This is a genomic window from Microvirga tunisiensis (genome assembly GCF_009296175.1).
In the GTDB taxonomy this organism is placed as follows: domain Bacteria; phylum Pseudomonadota; class Alphaproteobacteria; order Rhizobiales; family Beijerinckiaceae; genus Microvirga; species Microvirga tunisiensis.
The window spans coordinates 1-15,010 of sequence record NZ_VOSK01000161.1 but is presented as its reverse complement, the minus strand read 5'-3'; the positions used below and the strand labels follow the sequence as shown (position 1 = coordinate 15,010).

The following is a 15,010-nucleotide window of genomic DNA, read 5'->3' as shown; positions in this document are numbered from 1 at the left end:
GAACAAGAGCATCCGGGAGTGGACCGAGCTGCTGGCCGGCGACGAGGTGCTGGCCACGGCCATCCTCGACCGCCTGCTGCACCGAGCGCATGTTCTCAACATCAAGGGGCGCAGCTATCGCCTGCGGGATCTGGAGGAGGCTCTCCAGCGGGCTCACGCTTGAGCCGTCGTAAAACTGGATGTCGCCTTATCTCGTAAATCTCGGTGTCGCTTGACAAGGCCTTCGCATTGACGATCCAAACTTTCGTAAGCGGCACTGGATGCGCTCTTGAAAGCAGCAAAGTCCTCCGGCGTGCTCCACCGGTCGACGGTGAGATAGCGGCCGATCGTCTGCTCGTCCCTGAGAAGCTCGGTGCCGAGATAGCCCGGTGCTGTTCGGAACAGGACGGCCCAGGCCCCTTCCGGACCATAGGCCTCTTCGAAAGCCAGCCTGTGTTCGCTTGGGACGCTGAACTCCCAGACGATCACGTGCAAGGCTAGTGCGCCTCGTCCCAGTTCTGTGCCGCGCGGGCTTCCACGGCCAGCGGAACCTTCAGGGTCACGGCGGGGAAGGGGGCTTCCGTCATCACGCGGGAGATGACGGGGAGCGTTGCCTCCACTTCGTCGTCGGGCGCTTCGAACACCAGCTCGTCGTGCACCTGCAGCAGCATGCGGGCGGAGAGGCGCTCGGCTCTCAACGTATCCTCCATGCGGACCATGGCACGGCGGATGATGTCGGCGGCGGTGCCCTGAATCGGCGCGTTGATCGCCTGGCGCTCCACGCCGGCGCGCTCGGACGGGTTGCTCGACTTGATCTGCGGGTAATGGCAGACGCGGCCGAAGAGCGTGGTCACGTAGCCCTTGTCCTTACAGAACCGCTTCGTCTCGTCGATATAGGTGCGGATGCCGGGGAAGCGCTCGAAATACTGCTTGATGAAGGTGGAGGCCTCCTGGTTCGGAATGCCGAGGCGCGTGGCGAGGCCGAAGGCGGAGATGCCGTAGATGATGCCGAAATTGATGGTCTTGGCCTGGCGGCGCAGATCGCCGGTCATCTGATCGAGCGGCACGCCGAACATGGCGGACGCGGTCGCCGCGTGAATGTCGATTCCTTCCGCGAACGCGTCCTGCAATTGCGGAATGTCGGCAATGTGGGCGAGCAGCCGCAGTTCGATCTGGCTGTAATCGGCCGAGATGATCTTGTGGCCTTCCGGCGCCACGAAGGCCTTGCGGATCTTGCGGCCGGCTTCCGTGCGGATCGGGATGTTCTGCAGGTTCGGATCGGAGGACGAGAGGCGCCCCGTCGTCGTGGCGGCGAGCGAGAACGAGGTGTGCACCCGCTTGGTCTCGGGATGCATGTGCTCCTGCAGCGTATCCGTGTAGGTGGATTTCAGCTTGGAGAGCTGGCGCCATTCGAGAATCTTCGCGGGCAGCTCGTGGCCGGCCTGCGCCAGTTCGTCGAGAAGCGTCGCGGGCGTGGCCCACTGACCGGACGGCGTCTTCTTCGCGCCGGGCAGGCCCATCTTGCCGAAGAGAATGTCGCCGATCTGCTTCGGACTTCCGAGGGCGAATTTCTCGCCCGCCATTTCGTGGATCTCGTCCTCGAGCCGCGCCAGCGTCTGGGCGAAATCGCCCGAGAGACGGCTCAGGATCTGCCGGTCGACCATGATGCCGCGCATCTCCATGCGGGCGAGCGTATCGACCATGGGGCGTTCCAGCGTCTCGTACACGGTGGCGCGCCGCTCGGCGACGAGCCGCGGCTTCAGGATCTGCCAGAGGCGCAAGGTGACGTCGGCATCTTCCGCCGCATAGGCCGTGGCCTTGGAAATCTCGACCTTGTCGAAGGTCACCTTGTTCCGGCCCGTCCCGGCCACATCGGAGAAGCTGATGGGCGAGTGGCCGAGATGGCGGCGCGAGAGCTCGTCCATGCCGTGCGAGCCCTTGCCGGCATCGAGCACGTAGGAAATCAGCATCGTGTCGTCGAAGGGATGCACGTCGATGCCGTGGCGCTTCAGGACGACCCAGTCGTATTTCAGGTTCTGGCCGATCTTGAGGACGGACGAATCCTCCAGGAGCGGGCGGATGGCGTCGAGCGCGTCGGTGATCGGGATCTGCCCCTTCACGAGACCGCCGCCGAAGAGATCCGATTCGTCGCGGTGCTGCAGCGGCACGTAAGCAGCCTTGCCCGCCTCCAGGGCCAACGAGAAGCCGACGAGGTCGGCGCGGTTGGCATCGAGATCGCTCGTTTCCGTATCGACGGCGACGAAGCCCCGCTCGTGGGCCCGAGCGACCCATTCCTTCAGGCGCTCCAGGCTCGTGACGGTCTCGTAGGCCGTGACGTCGAAAGGCGTGGACGATGCTTCGGTCGCGCGCTTTCCGGCCAGTTGAGACGGCGTGCCGAGGCCCTCGACGGGTTTGCGCAGCGTCGCGGTCTCCGGCAGGTCGAGGCCGGCGAAGGGATCGACCTCGCCCGCTGCGGTGTCGACCTTGCCGAAGAACGGCACGGCATCGTCGGTGGGAGCCGTCACGCCGGTGCCGGTTCCGTTGCGCTCCCAGCGGATCGCCTCGCCGCCTGGCATCAGGCGCTGGTCCGGCTCGATCACCGCGGGATCGGCCTCGTAGAGCTCCGCCACCCGCCGCATGAGAGTGCTGAACTCCATGGCCTTCAGGAAGCCGATCAGCGTCTTCGGATCGGGCTGCGGCAGACGCAGGTCGTCGAGGGGCACCGGAACCGGGGCCTCGCAGTCGAGCGTCACGAGCTTCTTGGAGAGGCGCGCCGAATCCGCATTGTTGATCAGCGTCTCGCGGCGCTTGGGCTGCTTGATCTCGGGGGCCCGCTCCAGCAGGGTTTCGAGATCGCCGTATTCCTTGATCAGCTGCGCGGCGGTCTTGAGGCCGATCCCCGGCACGCCCGGCACGTTGTCCGAGGTGTCGCCCATGAGGGCCAGCACGTCGCCGATCTTTTCCGGCGGGATGCCCTCCCACTTCTCGGTGACGGCGGCCTCGTCCAGGTTGCGCTCGGGCCGGTAGCCCGGCTTGCCCTTGGAGCCCGATTCGAAATCGTAGAAGCACACCGTCGGACCCACGAGCTGCATCAGGTCCTTGTCGGAGGAGATGATGAGCACGTCCGCCCCGCGGGCCTTCGCCTGCTGGGTATAGGTCGCGATCAGATCGTCCGCCTCGTAGCGCTGCAGCTCCACGGGCTCGAGCCCAAAGGCTCGGATCGCCTCGCGCATGATCGGCATCTGAACCTTCAGGTCCTCGGGCGCATCCGGCCGGTGGCCCTTGTAATCCTCGTAGAGCTCCTTGCGGAAGGAGCCCTCGGACTTGTCGAGCACGATGGCGAGATGCGTCGGCTTCAGGCCCGCCGCCCCGTCGCGCATGAACTGCAGGAGCTTGGATACGAAGAGCCGCACGGCCCCGGTCGGCATCCCGTCCGATGAGCGGGCATTGTATTTCTGGTCCTGGTTCATGGACTGGAAATAGGCCCGGAAGATGAAGGAGGAGCCGTCGACGAGGAAGACGTGGTCGCCGGCTTGGACGGGACGGGAGGAGGCCATGGGTCTCTTTTGGTGAGAAATCGACCCGTTACAGATAGTGTTTTTAGGGGCTGATGGCTACGCCTCCAGGCTCTCAATGATCTCGGTTGTGGATCGTATCTGCGAGACCCTGGGCAGGCTCTTCGTGACGGCGAATTCGTGCAACTCGGCACTTAGGCTGCTCGAGGCATCCTCGGCGACAATGGTCCGATAATTGTGCTGCCAGGCATCACGCGCAGTTGATTCGACCCCAAAATTCGTCATCAATCCGCCGATCACCACATTGGAAATGCCGCGCCGCCGTAATTGCAGGTCGAGTTCCGTTCCATGAAAAGCGCTCCACTGCCTCTTGGTGATCAGTACATCGGCATGGAGGGCCGCAATCTCGGCCGGGAATTCGGCCCAATCGGCTGGCAGGCCGCCGGGCGGGATGATCATGGGTACATCGGTCGGGGCGGCAGGCTTGTCGAGGTAACCTTCCGAGAAACTGACCCGAACCAGGATCACCGTCGCTCCCTTCTGTGAAAAACGGCTGCCGAGACGGGCACTGTTCGCGACGACGGTCGCCGGGGCGTGCGGTCCGACAGGCATGCCCAGGGTGCCCTTTTGCACGTCGATCAGAACAAGAGCGGTGGTGTGGGGATCGAGCTTCAGCATGGCGGGACTTTCCGGTATCTAAACGGAGGTGGAGCGGCGGCGATGAGCGGTTATGATTTATGAGGATGCCCTCACAAAATGCAAGCGAAAGTGCGAAAGCCGCCATCCGCGCACCTCAGCGGCAGCGCGGACGCGAGCGGGTGGCCGCTCTTCTAAAGGCGGGGGAGGTGGTCTTCGCTGAAAAAGGCTTCGATGCCGCGACGATGACGGAAATCGCCGCGCAGGCCAAAGCCTCGATCGGATCTCTCTATCAGTTCTTCCCGACCAAGGAGCTGCTGGCCGATGCGTTGCAGACAGTGAACGGCGAGGCCCTGTCGCGGATGCTGGAGGCGCTCGGCCAGAAGTCGGAACGTCTGACGCCGACGGAGCTGCTGGACTGCTTGTTCCAGGACCTGTCCGCTTTCCTCATCGCGCATCCGTCATTCGTCACTCTGGCCGATCGTCCTGCGGCGGATAAAGCGCAGAAGACCGAACGGCGGAACCGCATGCGCAGCCAGATTGCGACGCTCCTGTCCCGGACGAACCCACCATTGCCTCGCGAGCGAGCCGACGTCATGGCCGTCATAATCCTGCATCTCATGAGGGTTTCCGTTGCGGTGAGCGGGGAAACGGATCTGCCGATTCGCGATGCCGTTCTTCGCGACCTGCGCGCGATGCTCGTCAGACAGATCAACGAGCCTTGATGGCGATCAAGGCTCAGGCTGCCTTGAGGCGCGCGAGATCGAGGTCGAGTTCGCGCAGGGCCTGCATGACGACGCCTTCCGTCAGCAGGTCCATGGAGGATTCCACCACATGGATGGCGGCGAGCGCCCGCAGTTCGGGAATGGTCTGCGATTCGAGCGCTGCCTCGAAGGAGGGACGCAGCAGGTCCATGGCCCGGGTGCCAGGGCCGCAGATAACGATGTGGTCGGGCTCCAGCGTCTGGATCAGGATGCCGACCGCATCGCCCAGAACCTCGCCGGCCGCCTGGAAGAGATTGAGGAGCGCGGGGTCGCCTGCCCGGGCCTGCTCGACGATGGCCCCCATGGCGTCCTCGCTCGGCAGAAGCAGGGACGGGGCCGGGCGGTGGTCGATGAGCTGCGCGTCCCGGTGCAGGGCGTAATCGGCGAGATAGGCCTCGATGCAGCCGCGCCCGCCGCAGCGGCATTGCGGGCCACTCCGGCGCAGGCGCACATGGCCGAACTCGCTGCCGCCGAAACGGGCGCCGCGGTAGAGCTCGCCCTGGATGAGAAAGCCGAGACCGACGCCGTCGCCGACCATCAGGCAGGCGGTGCGCCCGGATCGCAGATCCGCATTTCGCTGCGTGATCGCAAAGGCCATGGCGCTGGCGTCGTTCTCGATGAGAACAGGCCTGCCGAGCCGTTCGCCGAGGCCTGCGGCCAGCGGCAGATCGCGGGTGCCGAGCACCGGGCTCCAGGCGACGATGCCGTCCCTCGTGTCCACATAGCCCTGGCAGGCCAGGCCCACGGCCTTCACGGTGTGGGCGCCGGTCTCCTCGGCAAAGGCCGTGATCGTGCCTGCCAGTACGTCCATCAGCTCCTCGGCGCCGAGATTGCGCAGGGGACGCTCGATATGGCGGCTGGCACGGTTGCGCCCGGCGCTGTCCACGAGGCGCAGCTCGATGCGATTGAAGCCGGTCCAGACGCCGATCACCGAGCCGAGACTTTCCGCAAAGTAGAGGCGCGTCTTGGGCCGTCCGCGGATCAGGCCGGAGGCCGGGTCGGCCGCCTCTTCCGCGACCAGAACTCCCTCGTCGAGGAGGCTCGCCGTGAGGTCGGAGACGCTCGCCGGGCTCATGCCGAGATGCTGGCCGATCTCCACCCGCGCCATAGGACCCTCCCGGCGCAGGGCATCGAGCAGGCGCCGCCGGGCTGTTTCACGAGAGGAGAGGGGAAGCATCGTTATCGCGGTCATTTGTTCGATCTACGAATAAAACAATTCCAGCATAGATGGGTATCAGACGAAGATATAAGCCAGAAGGTGCTTGAAGGCCGGAATGGCTGAGATAATTATTTCCGCGCTCGAAATATAAAGCATGGCAGCGCGAGCTATCCCGTCGATCCGCCTCGGACCGACAGCCTGTCATGAGCAAGGGACCTGCAAGGGAACGCAAGGTCCAGGAGGAAGCCGATGCTATCGAAGAAACACGCGTTGATCAGTCTTGCCGCTCTGGCTCTTTCCGCCACTGCCGCTTTCGCCCAGAAGGGCCCGGTCGTCGGCGTCAGCTGGTCGAACTTCCAGGAAGAACGCTGGAAGACCGACGAGGCCGCCATCAAGGCCGCGGTTGAAAAGGCCGGCGGCACCTATGTCTCGGCCGATGCGCAATCCTCGCCCGCCAAGCAGCTCACCGATATCGAGAGCCTCATCTCCCGCGGCGCCAAGGCGCTGGTCGTGCTGGCGCAGGACGCCGATGCGGTGCGCCCGGCCGTTGAGAAGGCGATCGCCGAAGGCATCGCGGTCGTCGGGTATGATCGCCTCATCGAAATTCCGCAGGTCTTCTATCTCACCTTCGACAATGTCGAGGTCGGCCGTCTTCAGGCCCGCGAGGTGCTGAAGCTGAAGCCCGAGGGCAATTATGCCTTCATCAAGGGATCGGGCTCCGATCCGAACGCCAACTTCCTGTTCCAGGGCTCGATGGAAGTGCTGAAGCCCGCCATCGATGCCGGCAAGATCAAGAATGTGGGCGAGGCCTACACGGACGGCTGGCTCCCCGCCAATGCGCAGCGGAACATGGAGCAGTTCCTCACCAAGAACAACAACAAGATCGACGCGGTGATCGCCGCCAATGACGGTACCGCAGGCGGCGCTATCGCAGCGCTGGGAGCGCAGGGCCTCGCCGGTTCCGTTCCCGTCTCCGGTCAGGACGCCGACAAGGCGGCGCTGAACCGCGTGGCGCTCGGCACGCAATCCGTCACGGTGTTCAAGGATGCCCGCGAACTCGGTCGCAACGCGGCGGAGATCGCCGTGCAGCTGGCAGGCGGCAAGAAGCTCACCGAGATCCAGGGTGCGAAGTCCTGGAATCTCGGCCCGAAGAAGCAGAACATGACGGCTCTCTTCCTCACTCCCGTGGCGATCACGAAGGACAATCTCGACGTGGTCGTCAAGGCCGGCTGGGCTTTCAAGGAAGTGGTCTGCCAGGGCGTGAAGGCCGGCTCCGTGAAGGCCTGCAACTGATCCAGCACTGTCATTCCGGGGCGCGCTTGTCGCGAGCCCGGAATCCATAAACGCCGACGCTTACGATAGGACGCCGCGGCATCCGCCGTGCTTGTTCTGGAAGCGAGTGATTATGGGTTCCGGGTTCCGCTTCGCGGCCCCGGAATGACGCTTTTTGTACAACGAGCCATTCTCATGACCGCACCCGTTGCCACCACTGCCCCGCCGCCGAGCGCCGCTTCCGGCTCGCTCCTCTCGAAGATCGAGATCGATGTCCGCATGCTCGGCATGCTGGCGGCGCTCGCCGTCATCTGGATCGGCTTCGATATCCTCTCCGGCGGCGTCTTCCTGACCCCGCGCAACCTCTGGAACCTGTCGGTCCAGACGGCCTCCGTGGCGATCATGGCCACCGGCATGGTGCTTGTCATCGTCACGCGCAACATCGACCTGTCGGTCGGTGCGATTCTCGGCGTCGTCGGCATGATCATCGGCGTCGCGCAGGTGCAGTGGCTGCCGGCTTATCTCGGCCTCGAGCATTGGCTGACCGCACCGCTCGCCGTGCTGATCGCCATCACCGTCGGCGGACTGATTGGTCTGTTCCAGGGCTGGCTCATCGCCTATCTCGGCATTCCCTCCTTCATCGTCACGCTCGGCGGCTTGCTCGTGTGGCGCGGTGCGGCCTGGTGGGTGACGACGGGTCAGACCGTGGCGCCCATGGACACCCGGTTCAAGGCTTTCGGCGGCGGCGTGGAGGGCGCGCTCGGCGCGACCGCCACCTGGATCATCGCAGCCATCGCCTGCGGCTTCATCGTGATGGCCCTGGGCTTCGCCCGCCGTCGTCGCCTGCGCTTCGGCTTCCCGGTGCGTCCCGGCTGGGCCGACGCGGTGATCGCCGCCGTCGCCTGTGGCGCTGTGCTCGCTGCAGCCGCCATCGCCAATGCCTATCCGCTGCCCGCCGGCACGGCGCGCCGCTGGGCGGAGGCGAACGGCATCGCCTGGCCCGAGGGCGGGCTGTTCATTCCGCATGGTGTCGCATTGCCTGTGCTGATCGCCGTCGTGGTCGGGCTCATCATGACGTTCGTCGCCACGCGCCGGCGTTTCGGCCGTTACGTTTTCGCCATCGGGGGCAATCCGGAGGCGGCCGAGCTCTCGGGCATCAACACCCGCTGGACGCTGATGAAGGTGTTCGGCCTCATGGGTCTGCTCTGCGGCATCTCCGCCTGCATCTCGACCGCCCGTCTGAATGCCGCGACGAATGCGGCAGGCACCCTCGACGAGCTATACGTGATCGCTTCCGCCGTGATCGGCGGCACGTCGCTTGCCGGCGGCATCGGCACCGTTGCCGGGGCCATGCTCGGCGCACTCGTCATGCAGTCGCTGCAATCGGGCATGGTGCTGCTCGGCGTCGACACGCCGCTGCAGAACATCGTCGTCGGCGCGGTTCTCGTGCTGGCCGTCTGGGTCGACAGCCTCTATCGCCGTCGCATCAAGTAGGATAAGCGCATCATGCACACGAATGGAACGACGCCTCTCGTCGAGATGCGCAACATCTCCATCGCCTTCGGCGGCATCAAGGCCGTGGACGGCGTGTCCGTCGATCTTCGCCCCGGCGAAGTGGTGGGCCTGCTCGGCCACAACGGCGCCGGCAAGTCGACGCTGATCAAAATCCTCTCCGTCCTCTCCGGCGCCTACAAGCCGGATGCGGGCGAGATCTACGTGAACGGCGAGCATGCCGACATTTCGACGCCTCGCGATGCCAAGCGCTTCGGCATCGAGACGATCTATCAGACGCTCGCGCTCGCCGATAACATCGACGCCGCCGGCAACATCTTCCTGGGCCGTGAGGTCCTAACGCCATACGGCACCCTCGACGATGCGACGATGGAGGCGGAGACCCGCAAGGTCATGGCGCGCCTCAATCCGCATTTCCGCCGCTTCAAGGAGCCGGTGAAGGCGCTCTCGGGCGGCCAGCGCCAGTCGGTTGCGATCGCGCGCGCGATCTATTTCAATGCCCGCGTCCTCATCATGGACGAGCCGACGGCGGCGCTCGGCCCGGCCGAGACGCAGCAGGTCGCCGATCTGGTGCTGCGGCTGAAAAAGGAAGGCATCGGCATCTTCCTCATCAGCCACGACATCCACGACGTGTTCGGCCTCGCCGACCGGGTGAGCGTGATGAAGAACGGCAAGCTCGTCGGTTCGGCCAAAGTGCAGGACGTCACGCAGGACGAGGTGCTCGGGATGATCATCCTCGGCAAATGCCCGCCAGGCGCCACGCCGGGACCGGGCGCGAGCTAATAGGAAACCGCATATCTCCCCTCTGCGAACAGAGAGGGGCTAGTGTGACCAGGTGAGACCATTCCGTCATGGCCGGCCTTGTGCCGGCCATCTCGACCATGTAAAGCGCCGTGCCTTCCGGATCGGGATCACCGGCACAAGACCGGTGAAGACAAGGTAGAAGGAGCAGTGCCGGTCCTCATCAGGCTCAGCACTCCGACGATGCGACCCCACCCTCAATTCTCTCCCGACAGAGGGGGAGGAAAGAAAAACAAGGCAGAGTGAGAGATCCATGACCCAGACCATCTACGGCTCCCTGAAGGGTAAGACCGTTCTCATCACCGGCGGCGCCAGCGGCATCGGCGAGAGCATCGCGCGTTCGTTCCACGCCCAGGGCAGCAAGGTCGCCATTCTCGACTACAATGCCGAGGCCGGCCAGGCGCTGGCGAAGGAACTCGGCGAGCGTGTGCATTTCGAGCACAGCGACGTGCGCGACATCCCGGCCTTTCAGGCGGCCATCCGGCGCGCGAGCGATGCGGTCGGGCCCATCACGATCCTCGTCAACAACGCGGCCCGCGACGACCGCCACACCATCGACCAGGTGACGCCGGAATACTGGCGCGAGCGCTTCGCCACCAATCTCGACCACCAGTTCTTCGCCGCGCAGGCCGTGCTGCCCGACATGGAGAAGGCCGGCGGCGGCTCGATCATCAACATGGGCTCCACGAGCTACATGGTGAGCGACGATTCCTTTGCGGCCTACAAGACCGCGAAGTCCGCCGCGGTTGGCCTGACCCGGGCGCTCGCCCGCGAGCTCGGGCCGAAGAACATCCGCGTCAACTGCCTCGTGCCGGGCTGGATCATGACCCAGCGCCAGATCGATCTCTGGTTGACGCCGGAAGGAGAGAAGGAACTGCTCAAGCGTCAATGCGTGAAGCGCAAGCTCGTGCCGCAAGACATCGCCAACTTCACGCTCTTCCTGGGCGCTGACGATTCCAGCGCCATGTCGGCCCAGACCTATCTCGTGGACGGCGGCTGGGTCTGATCGCAATTTCAGGAAATGTCATCCCGGTCGGCGAAGTCGATCCGCGATCGTTGATAAAGTACTATCTCGCGTCATGGCCGGGCTTGTCCCGGCCATCTCGCTTCTGAAGGCCGGTGAACATTTCAATCGGGATCACCGGCACGAGGCCGGTGATGACGAAGGAGGGTATCATCACGATTCGCGCTCGCCGGGATGCCGTTTGATCTATGCCCGCGAGCCCGCTCCAACCGGGGCGGCGGTCATCACGGCCGCTTCCTCTTTTTCCTCGACCGTCTTCATCGTGTCCCGTCGCACGATAAGGCACAGCAACACCAAGGGGATGCCGATGCCGGCAGTGGCGGTAAAGAGAAGCGGATAGCCGTAGGCGTCCACCACCGCGCCGGAGGCCCCGCCGATGAGCTTGCCGGGCAGGGCGTAGAGTGAGCTGAGAAGCGCGTATTGCGTGGCAGCAAATCCGGGCGAGGTCAGGCCCGACATGTAGGCGATAAGGGCGGAGCCCGCGAAACCCGCGGCGAAGTTGTCGAAGCTGATGGTAAGGGTCAAAAGGTCCAGCCGCGCTCCTTCCGCGGCAAGCCAGGCGAACATCAGGTTCGACGAAGCGGCGATGACCGCGCCGATCAGCAACGTCCACCAGAGACCGAGCCGGGTCAGCGCCAATCCGCTCGCAAAGGCGCCGATGATGCCGATCCAGACCCCGTAGAGCTTCGACACGTTGGCGATATCTGTCTTGGAGAAGCCAAGATCGATAAAGAGCGGATTCGCCATGACGCCGGCGACGAAGTCCGGCAAGCGGAAGCAGGCGATGAGCGCAAGAATCGGGATGAGGATCAGTCCTTTGCGACGAAAGAGATCGGCCAGAGGCTCGGTGATTGCGGCCCTGAAGGGGAGGTGCTCGCGCGCGGCGCTCTCATCGGCCCGTGGAGCAAGCAGCGTTCCGATGAGCCCCACGGCCATGAGCGCGGCCATCGCGAGATAGGCGCTGCGCCAGTTCACGAACTCCGCGATATAGAGCGCGCCCGCACCTGCGCAGATGAGCGCCAGCCGATAACCGAGTTGGTAGGAGGCGGCCATCATGCCCTGGCGCTCGGTCGAGGCCACGTCGATGCGCCAGCCATCGACCACGACATCCTGCGTTGCCGACGCGAAGGCGACGAGAAGGGCCGAGGTGATCGTGAGAGGAAGGCTCGTCTGCGGGCTGCTAACGGCGATGCCGACAAGACCGAGCGCAACGACGATCTGCGACGAGGCCATCCATCCACGCCGCCGTCCGAGAAGATGTGCAAGCACCGGCACGTCGTAACGGTCGACAATGGGAGCCCACAGAAACTTGAACGAATAGGCCAAGGCCACCCAGCTCAGCATTCCGATCTCGGTGCGCGAGATGCCGGCTTCGCGAAGCCAGGCCGAAAGCGTGCTGAAGACGAGCAGAAACGGGAGACCCGAGGAAAACCCCAAGGGCAGCATGAGCGCGATGCGCCCGTCGGTCAGAACGTCACGGAGCGAAAGACGGCGTTTGGGTGCGGCAGCCATGAAATCATCTTGGATGTGCGAAAGGCGGCCACATTGGCACAAGGCGGTGCCGATGCAAAATCACGGGCATTCCTCTTTTTTCTCGACCGCCTCGCTCAGCTTGGTGAGAAACCGTTCGAGGGCCTGCTCCGGCGGGCAGTCCTTTTCCATCAGGACCTGCAGGCCCCACTGCTCAAGAACCGCCTGCTCGACAGGGTTCGGACGTAGCATGAACACATAGGATTGCGGCCGGTCCCGCTCATAGCCGGATCCGGCCCAGGTCTTCCAGAGCCGGTGCATGAGAAAGCGGATGTTGAGGTCCGTCATGCTGTAGCCGATGAACAGGATGGTCTTGCCGAGCGCATCGGACCGGAACTTGATGTCGAGGGGGGATTCGAAGGACAGGCGTTCGAGATAGTCCGTTTCCGCGATCACGATGGAGCCGTCGTCGTCGAAGTCGCCATGGTATTTCACGATCTGCGCCACTCCCGGCCGAACACGGGCGATATCCTTGGCATTGACGATCTTGACGTAATCCTTGCCGCGCAAATCGAACGAGGTTTCCAGGTTACGGTCGAAATTCGACGTGTAGATGATCGGGAAGTCGAGCTTGCAGATGAGCTCGTGCACGCGGGACTTCTTCAGGGTCTCGTCGGGAATGGTCCAGTTCCGGTCCATCCAGCTGCGCAGGGGCCCGATACTGCCCTGCTTGAGGCGGTAATATTCCGCGAGCGTCAGATAGTTGAGGTCCGCTCCTTTGAAGTCGGACAGGTCGATCTCCAGCTCGTCGGCAATGTGTTCGATCAAGGTGCTCCAGGAGGGCAGGCCGACCGTCATCGAAACCCCGGCCCCGGCGAACAGAATGGCCTGCCTTCTCTTGAGGGCTGCAACCAGACCTTCCAGCACGCGTCTCTCCTTCGTCATGGCATCGGACCCAAAGGTAGACTCCTCTTCTGGGACCCATCCGGTGCTCAATTCTATAAGTGGCGCATCGCTCGGATGCGCCAGCGCCTGCCCTTAACGCACGAACGCGGCACTCGGCTTCAATCGAACTCGAGGGATAACTTGAGCGTTTCGCGTGTTGTCTTAAGCTTCGGCATCATCCAACGGGAGAGAACGGGAACGTGGCAGGCTACCGGATTCAACAGGTCGAAACCCTCCATGAGGGCTGGCGCAAGCTTCTGAAACTCACGATCGAGATGCCGGATGGCCGGACCATGGCGCGGGAGGTCCTGAACAGCACCGACGCCGCTGCTTTGCTCCCCTACGATCCGGTGCGACGCACGGTCATCCTGATCCGGCAGTTCCGCGCGCCCGTGATGCATGTGGAAGGCCACCCGGATTTCCTGGAGGCCATCGCAGGCCTGCTCGATGAGGATGAGCCCGAGGTCTGCGCCAGGCGCGAGGCCATGGAGGAGGCAGGCCTTCGCATTGCCCAGCTGGAGCCGGTGGGAACGGCTTGGTCGGCTCCCGGCATGACGACGGAGCGCCTGCACCTGTTCCTGGCGCCCTATACGGCCGCCGACCGGGTCGGCGAGGGCGGGGGACTGGCCGAGGAGCACGAGGAGATCGAGGTGCTGGAACTCGGCCTCGACGAGGTTATGCGGATGCTGGAGCAGGGCACCATCGCGGACATGAAGACCCTGGCCCTGATCCAGGCCCTGCAACTCCGGCATCCGGACCTGTTCGGCAAGGCCTGAAAACGGGTTCTACAAATTCCGGTCGCCCAGAGCCTTGCCCGGAATGACACCTTTCTACGTCATCGCCGGGCTTGTCCCGGCCATCCCCATAAGGGAGAGCACGGCGCTTCGTGCAAACGGGATCACCGGCACAAGGCCGGTGATGACGACGGAGAGATGATCGTCGGTTAGACGCTCAAGCCGCGCCGAGGCGCTGGGCATGCCAGCGCAGGTGGTCCTCGATGAAGGTGGCGATGAAGAAGTAAGAGTGGTCGTAGCCCTCCTGCATCCGCAGCGTTAAGGGCTGCCCTGCCTTGACGCAGGCCGCCTCCAGGAGCTGAGGCTTCAGCTGGCTTTCCAGGAAGTTGTCGACCGTGCCCTGGTCCACCAGGAGGTCGGGGAGCCGGGCGCCGCTCTCGATCAGCGCGCAGGCATCATAGTCGCGCCAAGCCGCGCGGTCGGGGCCGATATAGTTCGACAGGGCCTTCTCGCCCCAGGGGCAGTTCATGGGCGAGGCGATGGGCGCGAAGGCCGAGACGGCCTTAAAGCGCCCCGGGTTGCGCAAAGCAATGGTGAGCGCCCCATGGCCGCCCATGGAATGGCCGGTGATGCCCTGGCAGCTCATGTCGGCTGGCAGGTTCTCGGCCACCAGAGCCGGCAGCTCGCGCTCGAGATAGGAGCGCATGCGGTAATGCCTCGTCCAGGGCTCCTGCGTGGCATCCACATAGAAGCCGGCGCCCAGGCCGAAATCGTAAGCGCCTTGCGCGTCGTCGGGCACGCCCTCGCCGCGGGGGCTGGTATCCGGGGCGATCAGGATCAGGCCGAGCTCCGAGGCCACGCGCTGCGCGCCCGCCTTCACGGTAAAATTCTCCTCCGTGCAGGTGAGGCCGGAGAGAAACCACACCACCGGCACTTTGCCCGCGTTCGCCTGCGGCGGAACGAAGGCGGCAAGGCGCATGGGCGTGCCTGTTTCACGGGAAGCATGACGGTAGACGAACTGCGTGCCGCCAAAGCTGCGGGACTGCGAGACAACCTCGAAACTCAACCTGTCTCTCCTGATCAGTAGACGATGACCGAGCGGATCGACTTGCCTTCGTGCATGAGGTCGAAGGCGGTGTTGATCTCCTCGAGCGGCATCGTGTGGGTGATCAGATCGTCGATGTTGATCTTGCCCTCCA

The 15,010-nt window shown here is 64.2% G+C and carries 13 protein-coding genes and 2 pseudogenes; 7 read left to right on the top strand and 8 right to left on the bottom strand.

Translation table 11 applies throughout. The features are described 5' to 3' along the window. A pseudogene (locus FS320_RS26805) lies at nt 1-142 on the top strand (ATP-binding protein); the annotation flags it as partial. 11 nt (nt 143-153) lie between these two features. On the opposite strand, the gene FS320_RS26800 reads toward FS320_RS26805, so the two are convergent. The 3 genes from FS320_RS26800 to FS320_RS26790 are packed head-to-tail and all read right to left on the bottom strand — an operon-like array spanning nt 154 to nt 4,172. Next, nucleotides 154-468 carry an antibiotic biosynthesis monooxygenase family protein gene (locus tag FS320_RS26800; RefSeq protein ID WP_338105615.1) on the bottom strand — a complete coding sequence of 105 codons (315 nt, stop codon included), beginning with the start codon at nt 466-468 and terminating at the stop codon, nt 154-156. 8 nt (nt 469-476) lie between these two features. Continuing rightward, on the bottom strand, nt 477-3,536 hold the full coding sequence (polA, locus tag FS320_RS26795; RefSeq protein WP_152715095.1) for a DNA polymerase I: 3,060 nt from the start codon (nt 3,534-3,536) through the stop codon (nt 477-479). A 57-nt stretch (nt 3,537-3,593) separates the two neighbouring features. Next, nucleotides 3,594-4,172 carry a hydrolase gene (locus FS320_RS26790; RefSeq protein WP_152715093.1) on the bottom strand — a complete coding sequence of 193 codons (579 nt, stop codon included), beginning with the start codon at nt 4,170-4,172 and terminating at the stop codon, nt 3,594-3,596. 65 nt (nt 4,173-4,237) lie between these two features. Between FS320_RS26790 and FS320_RS26785 the strand changes: the two genes are divergently transcribed. Then, on the top strand, nt 4,238-4,855 hold the full coding sequence (locus tag FS320_RS26785; protein ID WP_162003443.1) for a TetR/AcrR family transcriptional regulator: 618 nt from the start codon (nt 4,238-4,240) through the stop codon (nt 4,853-4,855). Between the two features lie 13 nt (nt 4,856-4,868). Here the strand turns inward: FS320_RS26785 and FS320_RS26780 are convergent, their stop codons facing one another. Then, entirely contained in the window at nt 4,869-6,086 is a 1,218-nt protein-coding gene (locus FS320_RS26780) for an ROK family protein (RefSeq protein WP_152715090.1), read from the bottom strand. A gap of 216 nt (nt 6,087-6,302) precedes the next feature. Between FS320_RS26780 and xylF the strand changes: the two genes are divergently transcribed. The 4 genes from xylF to FS320_RS26760 all read left to right on the top strand — a co-directional run bounded on the left by xylF (nt 6,303) and on the right by FS320_RS26760 (nt 10,644). Continuing rightward, nucleotides 6,303-7,346: a D-xylose ABC transporter substrate-binding protein gene (gene xylF / locus FS320_RS26775; RefSeq protein WP_152715088.1), complete on the top strand. Its 1,044-nt coding sequence runs from the start codon at nt 6,303-6,305 to the stop codon at nt 7,344-7,346. Between the two features lie 174 nt (nt 7,347-7,520). Further along, nucleotides 7,521-8,819, top strand: a complete 1,299-nt coding sequence (locus FS320_RS26770; RefSeq protein ID WP_152715086.1) for a sugar ABC transporter permease — start codon at nt 7,521-7,523, stop codon at nt 8,817-8,819. Between the two features lie 12 nt (nt 8,820-8,831). Next, entirely contained in the window at nt 8,832-9,620 is a 789-nt protein-coding gene (locus FS320_RS26765; RefSeq protein ID WP_152715084.1) for an ATP-binding cassette domain-containing protein, read from the top strand. A 271-nt stretch (nt 9,621-9,891) separates the two neighbouring features. Beyond that, a complete protein-coding gene (locus FS320_RS26760) occupies nt 9,892-10,644 on the top strand; it encodes an SDR family NAD(P)-dependent oxidoreductase (protein WP_152715082.1) in 753 nt (250 codons plus the stop codon). Between the two features lie 204 nt (nt 10,645-10,848). Here FS320_RS26760 and FS320_RS26755 read toward each other — a convergent pair whose 3' ends face one another. Both FS320_RS26755 and FS320_RS26750 read right to left on the bottom strand, forming a co-directional pair. Further along, complete coding sequence (locus tag FS320_RS26755; RefSeq protein ID WP_244627404.1) at nt 10,849-12,174, bottom strand: AmpG family muropeptide MFS transporter; 1,326 nt, start codon at nt 12,172-12,174, stop codon at nt 10,849-10,851. A gap of 60 nt (nt 12,175-12,234) precedes the next feature. Then, entirely contained in the window at nt 12,235-13,077 is an 843-nt protein-coding gene (locus FS320_RS26750; RefSeq protein ID WP_152715080.1) for an SIR2 family NAD-dependent protein deacylase, read from the bottom strand. 200 nt (nt 13,078-13,277) lie between these two features. On the opposite strand from FS320_RS26750, the gene FS320_RS26745 reads away from it, so the two are divergent. Beyond that, complete coding sequence (locus tag FS320_RS26745; protein WP_338105590.1) at nt 13,278-13,853, top strand: NUDIX domain-containing protein; 576 nt, start codon at nt 13,278-13,280, stop codon at nt 13,851-13,853. A gap of 175 nt (nt 13,854-14,028) precedes the next feature. Here the strand turns inward: FS320_RS26745 and fghA are convergent, their stop codons facing one another. Together fghA and FS320_RS26735 are read right to left on the bottom strand one after the other, a co-directional pair. Continuing rightward, nucleotides 14,029-14,877, bottom strand: a complete 849-nt coding sequence (fghA, locus tag FS320_RS26740) for an S-formylglutathione hydrolase (protein WP_152715078.1) — start codon at nt 14,875-14,877, stop codon at nt 14,029-14,031. 14 nt (nt 14,878-14,891) lie between these two features. Then, nucleotides 14,892-15,010: pseudogene (locus FS320_RS26735) on the bottom strand (S-(hydroxymethyl)glutathione dehydrogenase); the annotation flags it as partial.